The 17,057-nt window shown below is 64.4% G+C and carries 13 protein-coding genes; 2 read left to right on the forward strand and 11 right to left on the reverse strand.

The features are described from left to right. Window positions 1-132: 132 nt before the first annotated feature. The 9 genes from AB2B41_RS13620 to AB2B41_RS13660 form a co-directional block, all read right to left on the reverse strand. The gene (locus AB2B41_RS13620; RefSeq protein WP_367878356.1) at window positions 133-1,629 is read right to left on the reverse strand and encodes a replicative DNA helicase; all 1,497 of its coding nucleotides are present in this window, start codon (window positions 1,627-1,629) and stop codon (window positions 133-135) included. A gap of 153 nt (window positions 1,630-1,782) precedes the next feature. Then, window positions 1,783-2,460 carry an orotate phosphoribosyltransferase gene (locus AB2B41_RS13625; protein WP_367878357.1) on the reverse strand — a complete coding sequence of 226 codons (678 nt, stop codon included), beginning with the start codon at window positions 2,458-2,460 and terminating at the stop codon, window positions 1,783-1,785. A 349-nt stretch (window positions 2,461-2,809) separates the two neighbouring features. Beyond that, complete coding sequence (locus tag AB2B41_RS13630; protein ID WP_367878504.1) at window positions 2,810-3,760, reverse strand: threonine dehydratase; 951 nt, start codon at window positions 3,758-3,760, stop codon at window positions 2,810-2,812. Further along, on the reverse strand, window positions 3,687-4,724 hold the full coding sequence (gene pyrC / locus AB2B41_RS13635; RefSeq protein WP_367878358.1) for a dihydroorotase: 1,038 nt from the start codon (window positions 4,722-4,724) through the stop codon (window positions 3,687-3,689). The genes AB2B41_RS13630 and pyrC overlap by 74 nt, the downstream gene beginning before the upstream one ends. Window positions 4,725-4,786: 62 nt before the next feature. Beyond that, window positions 4,787-5,737 (reverse strand): phosphoadenosine phosphosulfate reductase, encoded by a 951-nt coding sequence (locus AB2B41_RS13640; protein ID WP_367878359.1) that lies wholly within the window; start codon window positions 5,735-5,737, stop codon window positions 4,787-4,789. A gap of 107 nt (window positions 5,738-5,844) precedes the next feature. After that, entirely contained in the window at window positions 5,845-6,894 is a 1,050-nt protein-coding gene (locus tag AB2B41_RS13645; RefSeq protein ID WP_367878360.1) for a glycosyltransferase family 2 protein, read from the reverse strand. Further along, window positions 6,894-9,245, reverse strand: a complete 2,352-nt coding sequence (locus AB2B41_RS13650; RefSeq protein WP_367878361.1) for a glycosyltransferase family 2 protein — start codon at window positions 9,243-9,245, stop codon at window positions 6,894-6,896. The genes AB2B41_RS13645 and AB2B41_RS13650 overlap by 1 nt, the downstream gene beginning before the upstream one ends. Further along, the gene (locus AB2B41_RS13655; RefSeq protein ID WP_367878362.1) at window positions 9,242-9,877 is read right to left on the reverse strand and encodes a hypothetical protein; all 636 of its coding nucleotides are present in this window, start codon (window positions 9,875-9,877) and stop codon (window positions 9,242-9,244) included. The genes AB2B41_RS13650 and AB2B41_RS13655 overlap by 4 nt, the downstream gene beginning before the upstream one ends. Further along, a complete protein-coding gene (locus AB2B41_RS13660) occupies window positions 9,874-10,908 on the reverse strand; it encodes a glycosyltransferase family 2 protein (protein WP_367878363.1) in 1,035 nt (344 codons plus the stop codon). Before AB2B41_RS13660 ends, AB2B41_RS13655 begins: the two co-directional genes overlap by 4 nt. 195 nt (window positions 10,909-11,103) lie before the next feature. On the opposite strand from AB2B41_RS13660, the gene AB2B41_RS13665 reads away from it, so the two are divergent. Further along, entirely contained in the window at window positions 11,104-12,012 is a 909-nt protein-coding gene (locus tag AB2B41_RS13665) for an AAA family ATPase (RefSeq protein ID WP_367878364.1), read from the forward strand. A gap of 60 nt (window positions 12,013-12,072) precedes the next feature. Further along, the gene (locus AB2B41_RS13670; protein WP_367878365.1) at window positions 12,073-13,344 is read left to right on the forward strand and encodes a vWA domain-containing protein; all 1,272 of its coding nucleotides are present in this window, start codon (window positions 12,073-12,075) and stop codon (window positions 13,342-13,344) included. Window positions 13,345-13,611: 267 nt separating this feature from the next. On the opposite strand, the gene purL is transcribed toward AB2B41_RS13670, so the two are convergent. Beyond that, window positions 13,612-15,771, reverse strand: a complete 2,160-nt coding sequence (gene purL / locus AB2B41_RS13675; protein WP_367878366.1) for a phosphoribosylformylglycinamidine synthase subunit PurL — start codon at window positions 15,769-15,771, stop codon at window positions 13,612-13,614. Window positions 15,772-16,094: 323 nt separating this feature from the next. Continuing rightward, on the reverse strand, window positions 16,095-16,994 hold the full coding sequence (locus AB2B41_RS13680; protein ID WP_367878367.1) for a LysR family transcriptional regulator: 900 nt from the start codon (window positions 16,992-16,994) through the stop codon (window positions 16,095-16,097). Between the last annotated feature and the right edge of the window lie 63 nt (window positions 16,995-17,057).

A 17,057-nucleotide genomic window follows, 5' to 3' on the forward strand; every position in this document is an offset into this window, starting at 1 on the left:
CGCACCAGGCGCTCAACATGCGACCGCCAATGCCCGAGACTCTACAAAGAAGTGGCCCAGTCCGTGGGGGCTAGACAATAAAGTGCGAAAGGTCCCGGCGTGCAGGTGAAAAACCTCCGATTTGCAGTCTGATCAGAACTCCTGGTCGCCCGCGCCCTGCTGCCAGGGTTTGACAAGGTTGCCGAAGCGCGTGAAGCGGCCCTCGAAGCTGAGGTCCACGGTGCCGATGGGGCCATGGCGCTGCTTGCCGATGATGACTTCGGCGCGTCCGTGCAGCCGTTCCATCTCTTCTTGCCAGCGGGCCATGGCCTCCAGATCGTGATCGCCGGGTTTTTCCCGTTCTTTGTAGTATTCCTCGCGGAAGACGAACATCACGACATCGGCGTCTTGCTCGATAGAGCCTGATTCACGAAGGTCAGAAAGCTGCGGGCGCTTGTCTTCCCGGTTCTCGACCTGGCGGGAGAGCTGGGAAAGCGCGATGACGGGGATGTCGAGTTCCTTGGCGATGGCCTTGAGGCCCATGGTGATCTCGGAAATCTCGTTCACCCGGTTCTCGGAGCGGCCGGTGCCGCGCACAAGCTGTAGGTAGTCGACGATCAGCACGTCGAGGCCGTGGGTGCGCTTGAGCCTGCGCGCGCGGGCGGCCAGCTGGCTGATCGGCAGGGCGGGCGTGTCGTCGATGTAGAGCGGGCAGGCCTCGAGCGCCTTGGCGGCGTCGACGAAGCGGCGGAATTCGGCCTCGGTCATGTCTCCGGAGCGGATCTGCTGCGAGGGGATTTCGGCGGCCTCGGAGAGAATACGGGCGGCAAGCTGCTCGGCGCTCATCTCAAGGCTGTAGAAGCCGACGACACCGCCGTTCACGGCACCTTCGGAGCCGTCGGGCAGGATGCCGCGCTTGTAGGCCTTGGCGACGTTGAAGGCGATGTTGGTGGCAAGCGAGGTCTTGCCCATGGAGGGGCGTCCTGCGAGGATCAGGAGGTCAGAGCGGTGCAGACCGCCCAGCTTGGCGTCCATGTCGATGAGGCCGGTGGAGACGCCCGAGAGGCCCCCGTCGCGCTGGTAGGCGGCGTTGGCGACATTAACGGCGTCCGTTACGGCCCTGAGAAAGCTTTGGAAACCGCTTTCGACCTGCCCTTGCTCTGCTAGCTTGTAAAGCTGCTGTTCGGCCTCGACGATCTGCTCGCGCGGCTCTGAGGCCACATCGACCTGGGCGGCCTTGGCAGAGATGTCCCGGCCCAGCTGGATGAGATCGCGGCGCACGGCGAGGTCGTAGATGATCTGGGCGTAGTCCCGCGCGGCGAAGGCGCTGATCGCGGCACCGGCGAGGCGCGCGAGATAGGCGGGGCCGCCCAATTCCTTGAGTCCCTCGTCGTCCTCCATGAAGGCCTTGAGCGTGACGGGCGAGGCGAGGTTGTTCTTGGCGATGCGCTGGGCGGCGATGTCGTAGATGCGCGCGTGCACGGGGTCGTAGAAATGCTTGGGCCCGATGATTGAGGCCACGCGGTCATAGATGTCGTTGTTGGTGAGGATCGCGCCCAGAAGCTGCTGTTCGGCTTCGATGGAGTGCGGCATCGACTCCGGCGCCTGCACAGCAATGTTGGTCGCGTTCAGCGAGGTAATCTCGTTCATGCTCTCACCCGATTTGTCCCGGGGCCGTTCTTAGCGACCGGGGCGATTTGGCGCAAATTGTATGTTTCTGTGGATAAGCCGTGGAAGGCTTGTTGCGCACCACATCTTGCCCCGGATGGGGGCAATCCGTCAACATCGGGTGTTGAGCGGGCCTCAGCCTTTGTGCGCATCCTGCCATTTTTTCGGGGCGTGCAGAAAGCTTTCCACTTCCGTCAGGGTTGTGGCGTCGAAGGCGTCCTGCGCCTTGGCCTCGGCCAGAACGTCCCACCACGTGCAGAGGTGATGGAGGCTAACGCCGTGGTCTCCCAGCGTCTTTTCGGTCTGGGAGAAGATGCCGTAGTAGAAGATCACCGCCGTATGGGCGCAGGTGGCGCCGGTGTCGCGAATCGCATCGACGAAGCTGAGTTTCGAGCCGCCGTCGGTGGTGAGATCCTCGACCAGCAGCACGCGCTGGCCCTCCGTCATGGCCCCTTCGATCCGGGCGTTGCGGCCGTAGCCCTTGGGTTTCTTGCGCACGTAGGTCATGGGCAGGCCCATGCGTTCGGCCACCATGGCGGCAAAGGGGATGCCCGCCGTCTCGCCGCCCGCGATGTTGTCGAAGGCCTCGAAGCCCGCGTTGCGCATGACGGTGACGGTCAGGAAATCCATCAGGGTGCTGCGGATGCGGGGGTAGGAAATGAGCTTGCGGCAATCGATATAGGTCGGGCTGGGCAGGCCGGAGGCGAGGGTGAAGGGGGTTTCGGCGTTGAAGTGCACGGCCTTGATCTCGAGCAGCATGCGCGCGGTGAGGCGGGCCATTTCTTCAGGCGTCGGGTAGCTGCTGGGGATCATCGGTCTCTCCTTGGCGGGCAAGACTTTTGCAAAAAAGTCTTGGCAAATTTCTTTGAAGAAATTTGACCCGCGCGGGGCGGGCCGGTTTTCTTTGACAGTCTTGTAGCGCCAGAGGGGCGCAGGGGCCAGCCTGTCTGGGAGGGTTGCGCATTGCCGTTTGTGTGGTGTGGGCTGAATTGTCGTGTCAGAGTTGTATTGGAAAGATGAAGCGCGGGCAGCGCGTTCGTCATGCCGCGTTTTCTTTGGCGAAGTGGGGAGACCGGAAGGCTCAGTCGGTGCTGCCGAGGATGGCGGCGTATTTCGCGGCGTCGATGTTGCCGCCGCTCAGGATCGCACCGACGCGCTGGCCCTAGAGCGCCTCGCGCTCGGCCATGACGGCGGCGAGGGCCACGGCGCCTGCGCCTTCGGTGATGTTGTGGGTGGCGCGGAAGGTCAGGCGCATGGCGTCGCGGATTTGCCGGTCGGTGACTTGCGTGATGTGGTCGGCGCCTTTGCGGATAAGGGCGATGGCGGTCGGGTCCGGGGCGCGGACGGCGACGCCTTCGGCGAAGCTATGGACCGCATTGGTGGGCACGGCGTGACCTGCGGCAAAGGACTGGGCGTAGGTGTTGGCACCGGTTGCCACCACACCGACGACGCGGGTTTTCAGGCCAAGCATGTCGCGCACGCCCATGACGCCGCAGATGCCGGAGCCGAGGCCGATGGGGACGTAGACGACGTCGAGTTCGCCCGCGGCCTCGAAGAGTTCATGGGCATAGGTCGCCACGCCCTGCACGAGGTCTTCGTGAAAGCTGGGGATCATGTCGAGGCCTTCGTCCTCGGCCAGTTGGCGGGCGAAGGCGACCGCGTCGTTGAAATCGCGACCGGTCTCGATCAGGCGCGCGCCGAGCGCGCGCATGGCGGCGTTTTTCTCGGTCGAGTTGTTTTCGGGGACGACGACGGTGGCCTTGATCCCTTCGAGGCGCGCGGCGTTGGGGATGGACTGGCCGTGGTTGCCGGTTGAGGCGGTGATCACGCCGTTGAGCTTGCCCGCCTCCTTGCGGCGGCGCATGTGCACGAGTCTGCCGCGCGCCTTGAAGGCACCGAGCGGCGTCTGGTTCTCGTGCTTGAGCCACAGAGCTCGCAGCCGAGTTCCTCTGCCAGCAGCGGCCAGTTGTGTTGCAGCGTGGGCTGGAGGTGTTCGTAGACGATGGCGCTGGCCGCCTCGAACTCCGCCCGGGAAAACATCAGCCCGCGACGCTCCAGTGAAGCGGCATTTGCGGGTCGAAGACGGTGACGGGGCCGTCGCCGGTGTCGATATGGTCGGGGTAGCTGGGCGGCGTGCGGGTCAGCGTGATCGTCTCCTCGTTCACGGGCAGGCCGTAGTATGCTGGGCCGTAGAGCGAGGTGAAGCCTTCGAGGCGGTCGAGCGCGCCTTCTTGTTCGAAGACCTCGGCAAGGATCGAGAGCGTGTTGGTGGCGGTGAAACAACCCGCGCAGCCGCAGGGCAGGAGCTTGTTTGCGTCGGTATGCGGGGCGGAATCCGTGCCGAGGAAGAAGCGCGGATCGCCGGAGGTGGCAGCGGCGCGCAGGGCGAGGCGGTGGGTCTCGCGCTTGGCCACGGGCAGGCAGTAGTAATGCGGGCGGATGCCGCCTGCGAGGATGTGGTTGCGGTTGATGACGAGGTGATGGGTGGTGATCGTCGCGGCGAGGTTTTTCTCGGACGCTTTCACGTAGTCCACCGCGTCGGCGGTAGTGATATGCTCCATCACGACGCGCAGGTCCGGGTGATCGCGGCGGATGGGGTCGAGGACGCGGTCGATAAAGACCGCCTCGCGGTCGAAGATGTCGACATTCGCGTCCGTCACCTCGCCATGGGTGCAGAGGGTGAGGCCGATCTCGGCCATTTTCTCGAAGACGCGGGCGACCCTGGAGAAATCCTTCACGCCGCTCGCGGAGTTTGTCGTGGCCCCGGAGGGGTAGAGTTTGACCGCTGTCACAAGGCCCGAGGCATGGGCGGCGGCCACGTCTTCGGGGTCCGTGTCCTCTGTCAGGTAGAGCGTCATCAGGGGGGTGAAATCCATGCCCTCGGGCAGTGCCGCCATGATCCGTTCGCGGTAGGCGGTGGCATCGGAGCCGGTGACCACGGGGGGCACGAGGTTGGGCATGATGATCGCGCGGGCGAAATGGGCGGCAGTCTGGGGGAGCACGGCCTGCAGCATGGCACCGTCACGCAGGTGCAGATGCCAGTCGTCAGGGCGGCGGATGGTGAGGGTCTGGGTCATGCGGATGCGCTAGCACGGCAAAGGCGGTCAGGGCCACCGAATTTTGCGTCCCCGCGTCGCTCTCAGTCTTTGGCTTCTGCCTCGGCTGTCGCGCGCTTGCGTTGCAGGTGGCGCAGGACATGGGCGAACTTGCGCGCGTTCATGCGGCTGGTGACATTGGCACAGAGCGCTTCCATCAGGCCTTCGCGCTCGCCCATGTCCAGCACGGCGAGCAGGTTGCGCAGGTAGGGGCGGTAATCGCGGCGCTTGCGGTAGAGTGCGGCAAAACGCTTTTCGTCCAGTTTGCCGGTGCCAGCAGCTTCCAGAATGTCAGTCCAGATCTCCATGTCGAGCATGTCGGTCTGCAGCGCGTCACCCATGAAGCGCATGCGCAGCTTGGTGACATTGGGCCGGGTGAAGAGTGCCGCGTGCATCGCGTCGAGGGTTTCGCGCGGGTCGTAGAAGACGAAAGCCTGCTCGGCGGCGTCCAGCATGTCGGGCGCGTAGCCGTAGCGCGAGGTGAAATCCTCGATACGCATGTCGGTAAAGCGGTCGTCCCATTCGGTCACGCGCGGGTCGAGTGTCGCCTGCGGCTGGACCGCGACAACCGTGGCGCCCGGCGCGGCCACGGAGAAGGCGGCCGCCGCATAGCCGCAGGGGCCCGCGCCGTAGAAGATCACCCGTTCGAAATCGTCGAAAAAACCATCGTCGATCAGCCGGTCGAAGTATCCATAGACCGCCTTCTCGCGGAACCATGTATCGCCGTAGCTGGCCAGGCACAGATGCGACCAGCCATATGCGCGCACCATTTCCCAGCCGAGCGGCTGGCCAAGGTCGGAAAGCGCCTGAATGCCCTGCAGCGTCTCGAAGGTGACAAGCAGCGTATCGCCTTCCTCGAGCAGGATCGCGTGATGCCGTTTGCCGAGGTCTTCCACATAGCCATCGGCATCGACGATCTCTTCGACAAGGGACAGCCAGTCCTGCCGGGGCAGATCGACCAGAGAAGTCTCAAGCGTGGGCATGTCGTCTGTCATTGCCGCGTCCTCAATAGCATTTATCGCTTGTTTTGCGCGATTTGGGCCAAGGGATAGCGGGGTAATACGGCAAAAGTTAGGAAAATGCTTGGGGATTTGGGGCTGTGCTAGCCTTGCTCCTCTTGCCGGGCCAAGAGCGCGTGGCGCAGCAGGAACTGCGCGGCATCGCGGGGCAGCGGCTGACTTGGCGGGCACATCAGCAGGCGGCCAAAGAGGGCACGATAGTCGTCCTGTTGCAGCAATTCCTCGAAACGGGCCCTGCGCCAGGCGGCGGCCTTTTCGTGGAGCGCCGCGAGCGTGGCGTCTGCCATCAGCCTGGCATGTTCCGCGTTTCTTGGTCCGGAGAGCGATTGGATCGACGTATCGGTCTCGGTATTGAAATTCCGCTCGACCACGTAGTCGAGGCCGAGGATATGGTCCGAATGCACGGCGCGTCCCCGGTCGGCCTTGAGCACGAAGGATTCAAGCGCGCCGATGGGGTAGTGATTGAGCTGGGCAAGCGCGTAGTTGTCCTGTCCATAGTCGGAGAATAGGCGCGTGGTCTTGAAGAGATCGGGCAGGGGGCGGCCCGCGCCGTCGAACCAGCGGGCCTCGGGCAGTCTGGATTTCACAGGGTCGCGGGGGCGGTGGACGCCGGGTTTTCGGTAGGTGCCGTCGTTGCGGTAGAGCGTTTTGAACATCGACGCGCGCCAGGGCCAGTGCATTATGGCGGGGGCGCAGCGGGTGAATGTGTCGAGGATCGGAGTGTCCTCGTAGCGGGTGATGCCGGAGATGCCGAAGAGGCGCCAAGTGAGCGTGATCGCGGTGGCGTCGGGCAGGGCGGCGTGCAAGGCCGAGAGGGTGTGGTCGCCCGTATGGATGTTGACGAATTCGTCGATGTCGAGGGGGAGAATCCAGTCGGCCTGTTTGACCTGCTCCATTTTGGCGGCGGCCTTGAGGGCGGTGAACTGGATGCCGCCCTTGTCATAGGGGCCGGTGTTGCGGACGTGGGTCAAGAGACCCATCTCGGCCAACCGGTCGAGCATCAGGTCGGTGCCGTCCTGGCAGTCGTTCGAGAAGACGAGGAAATCGTCGAACCCCACCGCGCGGTGGTGGCCCAGCCATTCCAGAAGGAAGGCCGCCTCGTTCCGGACGCAGAGGATCGCGAGATGGGTCATTAGCTCTCCGTATCCAGTGCCATGGCATAGGCGACGCGTTCGGTCTGGCTGAGGTCGATTTGCAGGGCGCGCTCCAGCAGGTCGGCGAATTCAGGTGTCGCGCGCAGTTCTGCCGCCTTTTCCCGGTGCCAGTCGAACCCCACCTGGTGGGCCTGTCGCAGGGCGTCGTCCTGTATCAGGCGGTCGTATTCGGCGCGCAACCGGGGAATGTTGCGCTTGATGGTGATGTCGCGGTGGTCGGACCAGTCCATGCGCACCCAGTAATTCAGACCGATGGTTCGGTCGACATGCAGCGCGCGGCCCCGCTGACGCTTGATCAGGAAACTGTCTGCGGAGCGCAGGGCGTAGTGGTTCAGTTGCAAAAGGTCGTAGCCGATGTTGGCCTTGGAGGACCGCCAGCCGTTCTTGGCGGCATCCCGGGTCATGTCACGGCCCGAACCGTTGACCCATTTCACCCGTCCCTCGAAACCTGCCTTCAGCTTGTTGGGGCGGTGGCAGGAGAGTTTCTCGTAGGCGCCGATATTGCGGATCATCGTCTTGAAGCCCCAGACGGTATGGGGCTTGGGACAGAATTTCGGCGCGCAGGCATCGAACTGGTCGATGACGAAAGCGTCCTGCAGCGTGGTGATGCCGTTGTGCCCGAACAGCCGCCATGTCATCGCGATATTGGTGGCATCGGGCACGGCGGCGAAGAGATCGGCAAGCGTGCCGTTGCCGGTGCGGATGTTGATGAATTCGTCGGTGTCGATGTGGATGATCCATTCCGCCTGCCGCAGCAGCGGCTCTTTCATCGCGCGGTTGAGGGCGTGCTGCTGGGGCGAGTTGCCCTTCCAGTTGTCGTTGCGGCGGTGGGTGACGAGGCCCATCGCGTCAAGCCGGTCTAGAAGCGTGTCGGTGCCGTCCTCGCAATCGTTCGTGTAGATCAGGAAGTTATCGACCCCGATGGCGCGGTGATAGGCGAACCATTCGAGGATATAGGGGGCCTCGTTCTTCATGCAGGCAACGATGACGTTGCCGGTAGTGCCTGCGTCCAGCCAGCGGGGCGAGGCGGGCGCGAAGGCGGCGGCAAGCTCTTCCTCGTTCACCGCGCCGAGGTTGTTATGGGGGCGGAAACGCGAGGAGAGGATCATCTGGTGGTTGACCTTGACCCGGTCGAGCAGGCTGGGTTGTTCGGGTGCTGCTGCCTCAGGCTCATCGGGGATGATATCCTCGAACTTCTCTGCCGCGGCCTCGTGCTTGCGCGCCTCGGCCTCCTTTTCGGCGATGGGTGTCGCGTATTTGCGGATCGCGGGGAGATTGGCGGCAAAGTATTGGGTGGCGCGGAACCCGAGGGTCGGGTCGGCCTCCTTCCAGTCGGGCAGGGGGGCGTCAGGCTGAAGGACGGCCTTCAAGGCGGGAAAGCGGCGGACAAGGGCGGCGTTGTCCTTTTTGAAGCGCTTCGAGACCGGCGACAGGCTGCCCGGCGGGATCGGCTCGCCGGGGATGCGCATGTAGCGATGTGCGCCGGTCCAGACCTCGGGCGGGATGATCAGTTTCCGCGCGCGGGAGAAGCGGATCAGGACCTCGTTGAACTGCCGCATCCGGGCGAGGGAGGCGGCGGGTTCGGCCTGTGGTGCCGGGGCGGGGTCGGCGGGGCCAAAGGTGTTCCCGATATCGAGCAGGGCGCAGATCTCGGCAATGGCGTCGGGGCCATGGAGGTGGTCGGGGTCGAGCGGGCGCAGCAGGACGTGACCCGCGCCGAAACCTTCCTCCCAGAAACGCAGGAATGCCGCGTAGTCGAGCCAGAAGGGAGGGTGTTCCACCTCGTTGAAGACGCCGTGGAAGGGCTCTGCCGCGCCCCGTGCCGAGAGCGCCCCGTGCCACCAGTCCTTGTGTCCGGCGAGTGCAAGTTCGGCATCAAGCGGCGCCGTGCGGCCACTCATCACGGCCGCGCCATAGTGCTGCGCCAGCATCCGGGCCTGTTCGCCGATATGCGCGACAAGGTGAATGTCGTCGAAATGCGGCGCGAGCAATGCCTGAAGGCGGTCGCGCGCCCCGGCATCGTGGATCAGCTGCCCCAGATGCGGCGCGCAGAGAAGCAGACAATCGGCATTGAGCTGCGGCAGTGCATCGCTTAGCAATTCCTGCCATTCCGCCATGAGCGCCTGCGCCACCAGCGGCGCGTCGAGGCCCCTGCGGTGGCGCAGCATGTCGGTGTCAACTGTGCCTGCACAGGCGGCGTAGAGGCGCACGGTGTTCCAGTCCGGCGTGGCGATGCCCGCACGCGCCAGCGCCTTGCCGTGGTCCTCACACAGGCTGCGGATGCGTGTGCAGGCAGGCCCTGTGGGTCCGATGAGCAGCACCAGCCTCATGCGTCTGAAACCGCCCGTGGTTTGCCTGCGTTGCTGCGGCCCCACCACGGCAGGTCTATGCCGAGGAATGCGCCGATGTGCCTCGGCGCCTCGGGGTCCTCGATGTCATAGGCCATGAAATGCGTCGCCCCCGCAAAGACACGGTTGCAGAAGGCGTAGTGCCCCTCGATCCAGCGCGCGAGTTCCGCCTCGGTCGTGCCATAGCCGCGCGGCAGACCGGGGATGTCGGCGGCGGGCAGGCGGCGGGTGCCGAGGTTGTTCCAGCGCATCATGGAGGCCGCGGTCGCGGCGGGATCGCGCATCGTGAGGATGAGTTTGACCTGAGGATGATGCGCCTCGATCGCACGGATAAGGCCCCAATCGGTTTGGGGCCAGAGCGAGCGGTCGGCGCGGACGGCGGACATCTCGTTGATGACGTCGAATTCGGTGAGCCGGGCGAGCGGATCGCCGCTGGCGAAATAGTCGTCGTAGATGATCCTTGCCAGATGTTCGCGGGCGATGTCGCGCCGCTTGCTCTGGCCCGGCCGGATTTTCCAGTCGGCCACGGTCAGGCCTGCGTGACGCAGCGCATCGGTCAGCGTGGTGGTCCCGGTTTTGGGCAGGGCGAGGTTGACCAGGCGCGGACGGCTCATGCGGCAGCCCCGGCAGGCAGGCCCAGTTCGGCGCAGAGGGCGGCCTCGGCCTCCGGCAGGTGGGGGCAGGCGCGGGTGCGTGCGCGCAGGTCCTCGTAGGCGGGGTCTTGGACAAGCAGATCGATCCGCGCGCGATGCAGGCGCACGGCCTGGTCGTGGAGGTCCGCCACGCCGTCGAGGGCCTTGAGGCGGGCTATCTCTTCCTCAAGCCGGGGAAGGTAGCGCAGGATGCTGTCGTCAGGCCACGCGCTATCGTTGCGCGCCCGCCAGTAGCCCGCGTCAAAGACGCGATCTGCCCGGTTCACATCGCCCCGGTCGGCCTTGACCAGATAGCTGTCGAGCGAGCGCAGGGCGTAGTGGTTGAGCGTGGCGAAGGCCCGCGCGCCACGCGCCTGGAAGGCGCGGACGCGCCGTTTGCCCACCCGGTGGCGAAAGGGGCGCGGGACGGGGCGGCCCGAACCGTCTGTCCAGGCGGGTTGCGCCTTGTCCTCGTCGTGGAAGGGGCGGTGCGCGCCGTAATATGCCAGCGGAAAATCCTTGCGCACCAGCGTCTTGACCTCGATGGCAAAGTCGCTGCCCCAGATATCGGGATTATGGGTGCGGAGGAATTGCGATATTACGGGCCTATCGGTGAAGGCCTCAACGCCGCCATTGGCCATGTACTGAAAGCTGAGCGATATCGCCTGCGGATTGCCGCAGGCCGCGATCAGCGCGGAAAAGGTATGATCGCCCACGTGGATATTGGGGAATTCGTCCACGTCGCCGACCCAGACCCAGTCCGCCCCGCGCACCAGCGGATGCCTGCGCGCCGCCTTCAGCGCCTGCATCTGGTACCTGCGCCCGCGCGCCGGGTTGGGCAGATGCGCGACGATCCCGTGGTCCTGCAACCGGTCAAGCAGGCGGTCCGTCGCATCGGTGCAATCGTTTGAATAGAATAGGAAATCCGTCACACCCAGCAGGCGGTGAAAGGCGATCCATTCCAGCAGGAAAGGCCCCTCGTTCTTGACACAGGTCACGGCGGTGATGCGCATGTCACCGCCCGTGCCTGACCGCTGCCGTATTCCGGTCGTCGCTCATCTCTGCCTCTGGGCCTTGCGGCAGGATGCCGGTCAAACCCTTATTCTTTGGAAAGACTATGACAGCCGGGCCGAAATGCGTCAATCGCGCGGGCGGCCTTGACCCCGGCAAGCGCACATGCACCTTTGTCCCCATCGGGGAGAGGTTTCATGAGCGATATATCGAGCATCGACGCGGTGCAGGACATGCTGGGCCAACAGGGCTATATCTGCGGGCGCGCCCTGGGAACGGTGGTGTTCCTGAGCCTGCGCCTGGGACGGCCCCTGTTTCTCGAGGGCGAGGCGGGTGTCGGCAAGACCGAGATCGCCAAGGCGCTGGCGGCAGGGCTCGACCGGCGGCTGATCCGGCTGCAATGCTACGAGGGGCTCGATGCGAATTCCGCCGTCTACGAATGGAACTTCCCCGCGCAGATGGTGGCGATCCGCGCCGCCGAGGCAGCCCATGAGGCCGACCGCGCGGCGCTGACCACGGAGCTATTCAGCGATGAATTCCTGATCGAACGCCCGCTGCTGGAGGCCCTGCGCCCCGATCCGCGCGGCGCGCCCATTCTGCTGATCGACGAGTTGGACCGCACCGATGCACCCTTCGAGGCCTTCCTGCTGGAGGCTTTGAGCGATTTCCAGGTTACGATCCCCGAGATGGGTACGATCAAGGCCCCCGAGCCGCCCATCGTGATCATCACCTCCAACCGCACCCGCGAGGTGCATGACGCGCTCAAACGCCGCTGTCTCTATCACTGGGTCGACTACCCCGATTTCGACCGGGAAATGGAGATCCTGCACGCCCGCGCGCCCGAGGCCGCCGAGAACCTCAGCCGCGAGGTGGTGGCGTTTGTTCAGCAGCTCAGGACCGAGGATCTCTTCAAGAAACCCGGCGTTGCCGAAACCATCGACTGGGCGAAATGCCTGCTGGCGCTCGACGTGATGACGCTCTCGCCCGAGGTGATCGCCGACACGCTGGGCGCGATCCTGAAATACCAGGATGACATAGCCAAGCTTCAGGGTTCCGAGGCCAAGCGCATCCTCGATGAAGCCAAGGCCGCGCTGGAACCGGCATGATCCTCTTTCTGGCCACATCAAGTCCCGGAGGTTTGGAGGCAGAGCCTCCAATCAGCCAGCATGGCTGAACTGCCCCCGCTTGAGCTGCCGGATGATCCGAAACTAGCGGGCAACATTACTCATTTCGCCCGCGCTTTGCGCCGTGCGGGGCTGCCTATCGGTCCGGGCCGGGTGATCGATGCGATCCGCGCGGTGGAGGCGGCGGGCTTTACCGACAAGCGGGATTTCTACTGGACGCTGCACGCCTGTTTCGTGAACCGGCCCGAGCACCGCACTGTCTTTGCCCAGCTCTTCCGGCTCTACTGGCGCGATCCGCGCTTCATGGAGCACATGATGGCGATGCTCACCCCCATGGTGCGCGGCGTCCAGGAGGACCGCGCGGCGCAGGCCGCCGAGAAACGCGCGGCCGAGGCGCTGCTCGACGGGGCGAAGGCCCCTGATTTCGGCGATGAGGAGGAGGATCGCTCCGAAGAGGACACGGTGGTTGAGGTGGATGCAAGCCTCACCATGTCGCCGCAGGAGCGGTTGCGGACGCTGGATTTCGAACAGATGAGCCTTGCCGAGATGGCCGAGGCCAAGCGGATGCTTGCGCGGCTGACGCTGCCGGTCAAACCCTTGCCCTCGCGCCGGACGGCGGGCGCCGCACGGGGCCGGGTCGATGCGGCGCGCTCGCTGCGCGCGGCCCTGCGGCGGGGAGGCGAGATGGACCGTCTGGCCTTCAAAACCCCGCGGCCGCGTTATCCGAACCTCGTGGTGCTCTCCGATATCTCAGGCTCCATGAGCCAGTATTCCCGCGTGATCCTGCATTTCCTGCATGCGGTCAGCAACACCAAGGGCGCGGGCTGGGCGAAGGTCCATGCTTTCACCTTCGGCACGCGGCTGACCAATATCACCCGGCATCTGGCGACACGGGATGTGGACGCGGCGCTGGCCGCCGCAGGGGCCGAAGCGCAGGACTGGGAAGGCGGGACGCGGATCGGGGCGTGCCTTGAGACCTTCAACCGCGACTGGTCGCGCCGGGTCATGGGGCAGGGGGCGGTGGTGCTTTTGATCACCGACGGGCTCGACCGCGATGCGCCCGAGGCGCTGGCACGGCAGATGGAGCGGCTGCACCTGACCGCGCGGCGGCTCATTTGGCTCAATCCGCTGCTTCGGTGGGACGGCTTCGCGCCAAAGGCGGCGGGGATTCGGGCCATGCTGCCGCATGTGGACAGTTTTCGGGCGGGCCATTCGATTGCTTCGCTGGAGGAGCTGGCTGCCGTGATCTCGCGCCCCGAGGACGCGGGCGAGAAAGCGCGTTTGATGGCCGAAGTGGCGGCTCATCGGCTCTAAGGGGGCAAGCCCCTAGACCTCTTCGCCCTTGCGGATGGATGGATTGGAAGGTGGTGCTTGCAGCTGGTGTTGCTGCGCTGCTGGCCCACCAAAACCAAAGGTTTTCGAACCCGCCGTTGCCCGAGCCCTGCCTGACATGAGCCAGCCCGCTTCCCAAGAGAAATAGCGGTCTCCCGGCAAAGCCGGGTCCCTCCGCGATTTCTCTTGGCAACCGGTCCGCCTCATGTCCGCCCGGTCTCAGGCAACGGCGGCTCCGAAACCAAGGGTTCAGGCGAAGGTGGCCTCGAAGGCAGAGCGGTAGATCGCGGAAAGCTCAGCGAGGGGGGCCGTGCTATCGCCGAAGCTGACGTCGCTGCCGCCGAACTTGCCGACACTGGCAAGAGGCACGCTTGCGGCAGCGGCGGCGGTCATCAGTGCCTCGGCCTGGTCGAAGCTGCAGGCGATGAGATAGCGCGCCTGGTCCTCGCCGAAGAGCGTAGGCATGTCGCCCGCGTCAAGGGTGATGCCGATGCCGGAGTTCTCGGCCAGCTCGAAAGCGGCGAGCGCGAGGCCGCCGTCGGAGAGATCGGTGCAGGCGGCGATCAGGTCGCGGTTGGCACGGATGAAATCGCCGTGGGCCTTTTCGGTCTCCAGATCGACGGGCGGTGCATCGCCTTCGGCGCGGCCGAAAACGGTTGACAGCAGTGCGGACTGGCCGAGGTGGCCGGCGGTCTCACCGAGGAGGAGGGCGACGTGGCCGTCGCGGACCTCGGTGCCGATGATCTGGTCGGGATGGTCGATGAGACCCACCGCGCCGATGGTGGGCGTGGGCAGGATCGCCTTGCCGTCGGTCTCGTTGTAGAGCGAGACGTTGCCGGACACGATCGGCATGTCGAGTGCTGAGACCGCGGCGCCGATGCCCTTGATGGCGCCGACAAATTGGCCCATGATTTCAGGCTTTTGGGGGTTGCCGAAGTTCATGTTGTCGGTGGTGGCCAGCGGTTTCGCGCCGGTGGCGGTGAGGTTGCGGTAGGCTTCTGCCACCGCCTGTTTGCCGCCCTCGAAGGGGTTCGCCTTGACGTAGCGGGGGGTCACGTCGGAGGTGAAGGCGATGCATTTGTCCGTACCATGCACCCGGATGATCCCGGCACCCAGCCCCGGCGTGCGGGCGGTATCTGCCATGACCATGGTGTCATATTGTTCGAACACCCAGTTCTTGGCGGCGTAGTTCGGATCGGAGATGAGCGCCTTAAGCCCGTCGATGGGATCGACACCCGGCACGTCGCCCAACGGTTCGGCGGCGGGTGTTTCGACCCAGGGGCGGTCGTATTCGGGGGCGGTGGAGGCGAGCTTGCTCAGCGGCAGGTCGGCCTTCACGGTGTTGTTCATTATGATGAGGAATCGGTCTTCCTCGATGGTCTCGCCCACGATGGCGAAATCGAGGTCCCATTTGTCGAAGACGGCCTTGGCCTCGGCTTCGAGTTCCGGGCGCAGGACCATCAGCATGCGTTCCTGTGACTCGGACAGCATCATCTCGTAGGCGGTCATGTTCTCTTCCCGGCAGGGAACCTTTTCGAGGTCGAGCCGGATGCCGAGGCCGCCCTTGTCGCCCATTTCCACGGCCGAGCAGGTCAGGCCAGCGGCGCCCATGTCCTGGATGGAGATCACCGCTCCGGTGGCCATCAGTTCCATGCAGGCTTCCATCAGGCGCTTTTCGGTGAAGGGGTCGCCGACCTGCACGGTGGGGCGCTTTTCCTCGATGGTGTCATCGAATTCGGCGGAGGCCATGGTCGCCCCGCCCACACCGTCGCGGCCCGTCTTTGCCCCAAGGTAGACCACCGGCATGCCGACTCCCGAGGCGGCGGAATAGAAGATCTTGTCTGCATCGGCGAGGCCCGCCGCGAAGGCGTTCACAAGGCAGTTGCCGTCGTAGGCTTTGTCGAAGCGGACCTCGCCGCCCACGGTGGGGACGCCGAAGCAATTGCCGTAGCCGCCAATGCCTGCGACGACGCCGTGCACGAGCTGGCGTGTCTTGGGATGATCGGGGCGGCCGAAGCTGAGCGCGTTCATCGCGGCGATGGGGCGCGCGCCCATGGTGAAGACGTCGCGCAGGATGCCGCCGACGCCTGTCGCGGCACCCTGGTAGGGTTCGATGTAGGAGGGGTGGTTGTGGCTTTCCATCTTGAAGACCAGCGCCTGACCGTCGCCGATGTCCACGACGCCCGCGTTCTCACCGGGGCCGCAGATCACCTGCGGGCCGGTCGTGGGTAGGGTGCGCAGCCATTTCTTCGAAGACTTGTACGAGCAGTGCTCGTTCCACATGGCCGAGAAGATGCCCATCTCGGTGAAGTTCGGCTCGCGGCCGAGGATGGTCTTCACCTCGGCGAATTCCTCGGGCGTGAAGCCGTGGGCGGCAATGACGTCTTCGGTGATGGCGGGCTCTTGCATGGGCCAAATTCCCCCGTGGCGGATGTTGCCCCGTCTCTTAGTGCAAGGGGGTGGGGGAAGGAAGGGGGATGTCGGGCCGTGGGCCTGCACGAATTCGGAAGATGTGTCCCAGAACAATCGAAAGGAGCTTCCATGCATGAGAAACAATGCAAAAAAAAGGCCGAGCGCGAAGCTCGGCCAAGTCCAACAGGGAGGTATAAAGCAACAGACCCTTGGTCCGTCAAACTTTATGAGGCTGAATTAGGTGGCGGAATGCCCGCGATCAAGTCAAAGTCAGAACTTTTCGCAGCATATCTGCTATGCATAGGGCGCATAACACGCCCTTATTGCTTTTCTTTGAGCAACTTGCGGTAGGTAATGATCTCGTCCTGAACGAAGTCCCGGAAGGCTGCAACACGCTTGGATTGGCGCAATTCCTCGGGGTAGGCGAGGAAGACGGGCACGTCGGCGGATTCCACTTCCGGCAGGACCTGCACGAGATCGGGGAAATCCTGGATCAGATAGTCGGGCAAAACCCCAATGCCGAGATCGTGCAGAACCCCTTGTAGGACGCCGAAATAGTTGTTCACGGTCAGAAGCGACCGTATGTCATTCAGCATGAGTTGCTGGACAAGCTGCAGGCCGGCGCTGACCTGGTCGCTGTCGGTGTTCTGGCAGATCAGGCGGTGCTCGGACATGTCCTCGATGGTTTCTGGGGTGCCGTTGGCTTCGAGGTATGCAGGCGATGCATAGAGGCACATCTTGATCATCATGAGCTTCTTGCGGATGAGATCGGCCTGGCTGGGTTCCTTCATGCGGATGGCCACATCGGCCTCGCGCATCGGCAGGTCGAGCACGCGTTCTTCGAGCATCAGGTCGACCTTGAGGTCGGGATATTTCTCATAGAGCTTGGGCAGGCGCGGCGCGAGCCAGAGGGTGCCGAAACCGGTGGTGGTGGTCACGCGCAGCTCGCCAAACACCTCTTCTTCACTGTCGCGAATGCGCGCGGCGGCGGCGTCGAGCCGCTTGGTCATGGCGGCGGTGGCGTCGAACAGCAGCTCACCCTGTTCGGTCAGGATCAACCCGCGCGCATGGCGGTGAAAAAGGTTGGTGTTCAACTGTTCTTCCAGCCCGCGAATCTGACGCGAGACGGCGGATTGCGACAGGTTGAGCTTGTCACCCGCATGGGTCAGGGACCCCGCGTCGGCGACGGCGTGAAAGATGCGCAGTTTGTCCCAGTCCATGGTCTTCTCTTTCGATTCAAGGCTATGTCCTAAAGCATAACGCGCAAAAGAACACGGGGATGT

It is taken from the genome of Sulfitobacter sediminis (assembly GCF_040811725.1).
In the GTDB taxonomy this organism is placed as follows: Bacteria; Pseudomonadota; Alphaproteobacteria; order Rhodobacterales; family Rhodobacteraceae; genus Sulfitobacter; species Sulfitobacter sediminis.

Coding starts and splice junctions, on each gene's coding strand:
- AB2B41_RS13620 (WP_367878356.1), bottom strand. CDS start 1,629: ATGAACGAGATTACCTCGCTGAACGCGACCAACATTGCTGTGCAGGCG.
- AB2B41_RS13625 (WP_367878357.1), bottom strand. CDS start 2,460: ATGATCCCCAGCAGCTACCCGACGCCTGAAGAAATGGCCCGCCTCACC.
- pyrC (WP_367878358.1), bottom strand. CDS start 4,724: ATGACCCAGACCCTCACCATCCGCCGCCCTGACGACTGGCATCTGCAC.
- AB2B41_RS13640 (WP_367878359.1), bottom strand. CDS start 5,737: ATGACAGACGACATGCCCACGCTTGAGACTTCTCTGGTCGATCTGCCC.
- AB2B41_RS13645 (WP_367878360.1), bottom strand. CDS start 6,894: ATGACCCATCTCGCGATCCTCTGCGTCCGGAACGAGGCGGCCTTCCTT.
- AB2B41_RS13650 (WP_367878361.1), bottom strand. CDS start 9,245: ATGAGGCTGGTGCTGCTCATCGGACCCACAGGGCCTGCCTGCACACGC.
- AB2B41_RS13655 (WP_367878362.1), bottom strand. CDS start 9,877: ATGAGCCGTCCGCGCCTGGTCAACCTCGCCCTGCCCAAAACCGGGACC.
- AB2B41_RS13660 (WP_367878363.1), bottom strand. CDS start 10,908: ATGCGCATCACCGCCGTGACCTGTGTCAAGAACGAGGGGCCTTTCCTG.
- AB2B41_RS13665 (WP_367878364.1), top strand. CDS start 11,104: ATGAGCGATATATCGAGCATCGACGCGGTGCAGGACATGCTGGGCCAA.
- AB2B41_RS13670 (WP_367878365.1), top strand. CDS start 12,073: ATGGCTGAACTGCCCCCGCTTGAGCTGCCGGATGATCCGAAACTAGCG.
- purL (WP_367878366.1), bottom strand. CDS start 15,771: ATGCAAGAGCCCGCCATCACCGAAGACGTCATTGCCGCCCACGGCTTC.
- AB2B41_RS13680 (WP_367878367.1), bottom strand. CDS start 16,994: ATGGACTGGGACAAACTGCGCATCTTTCACGCCGTCGCCGACGCGGGG.